Raw genomic sequence first — 4148 nt, 5'->3', positions numbered from 1 at the left:
CGCGAACCCGCTCGGTGGTCGTCGCCGGTGCGTCGAGGTCGGCTAGGCGGCGCCGTAGCTCGGGTTCGAACGCGGCCCACAACGGCTCATTCGACGTCAAAAACGGCAGGGTCGCGTCCGCGGTGGCGAATGCGACCCGATGAGTCTGGCCACGTTGCAAGCGGGCACCGAGGAAGTCTTCGTACGGCGCCACCACGTCCGGCAGCACCGTGGTCGTGACTTCGACCGGACGCACCCGCTCACGGGTACCCAAGCGCACGAGCGTCACGCAGAAGAGCAGCTCCATCATCACCAGCGACAAAGGAGGTGGCGGCGGAGCGTCCAGCCACGACAACTCCACCGCGACAGCGTGATTCGTGTCGAGGACGTCGAAGCGAAACGGCGCTACCAGCTTCTTGTACTGCGACATGCGCTGCGCGGCCACCACGAAGTTCGGGCTGCACAGTGCCGCGAACAGGGGCGGAGAGAAGGACTCGGCGCGGACCGCCTGGCACAGGCGGACGGGGAACACCGGATCCTTGGTCTCGAATTCGATGCTGTTCCAAAGCCGGTAATACTCCTCGGGCGCAAGCCTGGCCGACGGCTGCTGAAACAGATCCTCCGCAAGCCCCGCGCGACGCAGCACGTCGGCTGGTATCACGTCGAGATCCCTCAGCAAGGTGCGCCAGGTCGTGTCGAGCGCATAGCTGTGCTTGTCCATGATCTAGCTATCGCAGCACAAGATCACGCGCCGAGCCCGAATTGCGATCTGATCCCGTCGAAGAATGTGACGTCGTCGGCTGCGCGACGTGTCTCGAGCAGTGCCACCGCATCTGCGCCGGCCACGTACCGCAGCGTGTCGGTGCCGTCGGTCGTCGCACCGAAAATCACGTCAGCGACGAATTCGGGCTCCGAGCCTCGCTCTGTCACCGGACCAAGCCCGGCCATGACCGCGTCGACGAGCGGTTGGTACTCGGTGAGCGCCAGGTCGTTGGTGAAATCGAACGAGCGCCCGCCGAAATCGGTCTTGATGCCGCCCGGCTCGACGACCTTCACGCGTACGCCCAGCGGGGCGAGCTCGTACTGGAGTGCCTCGGAAAGTCCTTCCACCGCGAACTTCGTACCGTGGTACAGCGTGCCGAGCGGGAAGGTGATTCGTCCGCCCATCGACGAGATGTTGACGATGGTGCCGCTGCGATTAGCGCGAAAATGCGGCAACAGCGCCTTCGTCGTCTCCAATAGTCCGATGACGTTGACGTCGAACTGGCGGCGGACTTTGTCGATGGACGTCGCTTCGAGCGGACCGTAGGCGCCGTAGCCGGCGTTGTTCACGAGCGCATCGATGTGCCCGAATCTCGCGAGCCCGGCTTCGACGGCCGCCTCGATGGATGCGGTGTCCTGGACGTCGAGGCGCGCGACGAGCACATTGTCGAGTTTGGTCAGCTCCGTTTCGTTTTCGGGGTTGCGCATCGTCGCGACGACGTTCCAGCCTCGCGAGTGGAAGAGTTTGGCGGTGGCTCGTCCGAGGCCGCTCGAGGTGCCTGTGATGAGGATTGTCTGAGTCATGGTGGTGCTCCTTTCACGCACCACGCTATGAACGCGCGTCGGCCGCGTCAGTGGCCGATGACGCCAGACTTCAATCCGATTGCGCCACGGTGGCGGCGCCGGAACTCGCTGGGGTTGGCGCCTCGGACCCGTTTGAACGCTGCGCTGAATCCGAACGGGTCGGAGTACCCCACGCTGCGGGCGATGTCGGCGATGGTTGCCGACCTCTGCTCGACCAGCAGATCCGCCGCAAGGGTCATGCGCCAACGGGTGAGGTAGGTCAGCGGTGGTTCGCCGACAAGGTCAGCGAACCGCTTGGCCAGCGTCGACCGCGACACCCCGATGCGGTCGGCCAGCGAGGAGACCGTCCACGTCGCCGCAGGGTCGGCGTGCATCAGCCGCAGCGCTTCGCCTGCCACAGGGTCCCGCTGCGCGGCCCACCACGCCGGTGGTGTGCCGCCGGGTCGGTCGAACCACTCCCGCAGCGTGCACACCAGCATCCAGTCCAGGAGGCGGTCGAGCACCACCTGCTGGCCTGGAACGTCGACGGCGACCTCGGCGGCGAGGTGGTCCAGCACGGCGTCGCCCGTGCCTCCGGCGTCCACGCGCAGCACGACGGGTAGCGCGTCCAGCAGGCGGCGACTGATCTCGCCGTGCACCGGGTAGGCGCCGACGATCAGGGTAGTTGCGCCAACTCTGTTGTCGCCGTTGTCATTCCAGCCCAGACGGTACCGAGTGCCGCCCTGCTCAGGCGTTGCGCAGAATTCACCGCACGCGACTGGTTCCGCTGGCGTGTCGAGCTCGTCGACGAAGGTGAATGTCCCGGGTCCCCGCACGACGACCGTCTCGTAAGCGCGTAACAGCTCGGGCGGACCCTGCTCCGGCACGATCCAGCCCGACCCGCCGAGGACAGTGCACAAAGTCAGCGGCGCGCCGTCCACGAAGTGCAGGGCCCAGGGCGCGGTCAGGGTCGAACTGCCGAACAACGAGCCATGGGCGCGCACTCCGCGGAAGAGGTCACCGAACACATCCACGGTGGAGAGATTAGACGAATGCACATGAAATCTGGCCTATCACCTATGGAACTGTCCGATGCGGTCCCGTTGAATCGGTGTCATGAGCAACGACACCACTCTCGTCCTCGGCGCATCCGGCAAGACGGGCCGGCGGATAGTCGCGCGACTTCGGCTGCACGGGATGCCCGTGCGTGCTGCCTCCCGGTCCAGCGCGACCCGCTTCGACTGGTCCGACCCGGGCAGCTGGGACGCGGTCCTGCGGGGAATCGCTGTCGCCTACGTGGTGGCCCCGTCCACGCCCGGCCCAGTGCACGAGTTCGTGACCCGCGCCGAGGCCGCCGGAGTTCAACGACTGGTCCTGCTCTCCGGACGCGGCGCCGACACCTGGGGCGCGTCAACGTTCGGACTCGACATGCGCGACGCTGAAGACGCCGTGCGCGGCTCGGCGCTGGAGTGGACCATCCTGCGGCCCAACAACTTCGACCAGAATTTCGACGAAGACCTCTTTCACGCGCCGCTTGTGGCCGGCGGGTTGGCGTTGCCGGCCGGCGACGTCCCCGAACCATTTATCGACCTCGAGGACGTCGCCGACGTCGCGGCCACGGTGTTGACCGAACCGGGCCGGCACGCCGGACAGACCTACGAGCTGACCGGACCGCGTGCGATCACCTTCGATGAGGCCGTCGAGCTGATCTCGCGCGCAACCGGGCGGCCCATCACCTACAAGCAGATCTCACCCGCGGAGTACATCGCGTCGCTGATCGAGGAAGGCTGGGGCGAGGACGATGCCCACCACGTCGCCGAGATGTTCGTAATGATGGAACGCGGGCTGCTCGCCACGACGACGGACGGTGTCGCCACCGTGCTGGGCCGGGCGGCACGGACATTCGAGGACTACGTCGTGCGGGCCGCAGCGGCCGGAGCCTGGTCGCAATGAGCACGGACGCCAATTCCCTTACCGCCGAGGATCTCGAGTTCCTCCGACGTCCCCTGCATGGCTTCCTGTCCGTGGCAGGCGGCCCGATCCCGCCACAGCCGCGACCGGTGTGGTTCGAGGCCACAGCGCAGGGAACCATCCAATTGTTCACGGGCCCAGACACACTGAAAGTACGGCGCTTGCGCAGCGACCCTCGCGCTTCGCTCGTTGTCGCCGCCCCAGTGGGTGAACGGGAGCGCTGGGTGTCGATCGCCGGTCGCACCACGGTAGAACCGGATGGAGCACACGACCTGTGCGCCCGCCTCGCCGCTCGCTACTGGGACCTCAACGACCCGGACCGGGCCAACGACCTCACCGAAATCCTGGCCGCGGACCAGGTTCGCCTCGTCATCCATCCGGAAACCGTGAGCCGCTACGTGTATTGAGTTCTGCGGCAACGTATTCCGGGACACTGCTGCCCTTCCGCAGTGGGGGTGCCCGCGGCCCTCTGTAAGGTCTCAAGCTTCGTATCATTTCAGGGCGCGGATAGCGCGTTCTCGGGCTTCTCTCACATTTGGGCCCAATCTCCCATGGTTGTGAGGTCTATTCCGCATGATTAGATTCTGCGAAACCATGGGGTCATATCCATCGACTCGATCAGCACGCTGCGGCGCTGGTCGATGCTTGTCATC

General features: G+C 65.9%; 5 protein-coding genes. 2 read left to right on the top strand and 3 right to left on the bottom strand.

From position 1 onward, the window contains the following. The 3 genes from VFH65_RS21260 to VFH65_RS21250 all read right to left on the bottom strand — a co-directional run. Nucleotides 1-700: AraC family transcriptional regulator ligand-binding domain-containing protein (locus tag VFH65_RS21260; RefSeq protein WP_353324029.1), on the bottom strand; the 700-nt coding region annotated here is incomplete at its 3' end. Nucleotides 701-723: 23 nt separating this feature from the next. After that, complete coding sequence (locus VFH65_RS21255; RefSeq protein WP_353324028.1) at nt 724-1545, bottom strand: SDR family oxidoreductase; 822 nt, start codon at nt 1543-1545, stop codon at nt 724-726. 47 nt (nt 1546-1592) lie between these two features. After that, nucleotides 1593-2558, bottom strand: coding sequence for an AraC family transcriptional regulator (locus VFH65_RS21250; RefSeq protein ID WP_353324027.1), 966 nt, complete (start codon nt 2556-2558; stop codon nt 1593-1595). Nucleotides 2559-2640: 82 nt separating this feature from the next. Here VFH65_RS21250 and VFH65_RS21245 point away from each other — a divergent pair, with 82 nt between their 5' ends. Both VFH65_RS21245 and VFH65_RS21240 read left to right on the top strand, forming a co-directional pair. Further along, complete coding sequence (locus VFH65_RS21245; protein ID WP_353324026.1) at nt 2641-3477, top strand: NAD(P)H-binding protein; 837 nt, start codon at nt 2641-2643, stop codon at nt 3475-3477. Then, nucleotides 3474-3902: a pyridoxamine 5'-phosphate oxidase family protein gene (locus tag VFH65_RS21240; protein WP_353324025.1), complete on the top strand. Its 429-nt coding sequence runs from the start codon at nt 3474-3476 to the stop codon at nt 3900-3902. Before VFH65_RS21245 ends, VFH65_RS21240 begins: the two co-directional genes overlap by 4 nt. Nucleotides 3903-4148: the final 246 nt, after the last annotated feature.

Source organism: Mycobacterium sp. (assembly GCF_035697385.1).
GTDB lineage: Bacteria > Actinomycetota > Actinomycetes > Mycobacteriales > Mycobacteriaceae > Mycobacterium.
The sequence above is the reverse complement of the archived record's forward strand: the minus strand, read 5'-3'. Positions and strand labels throughout refer to the sequence as shown.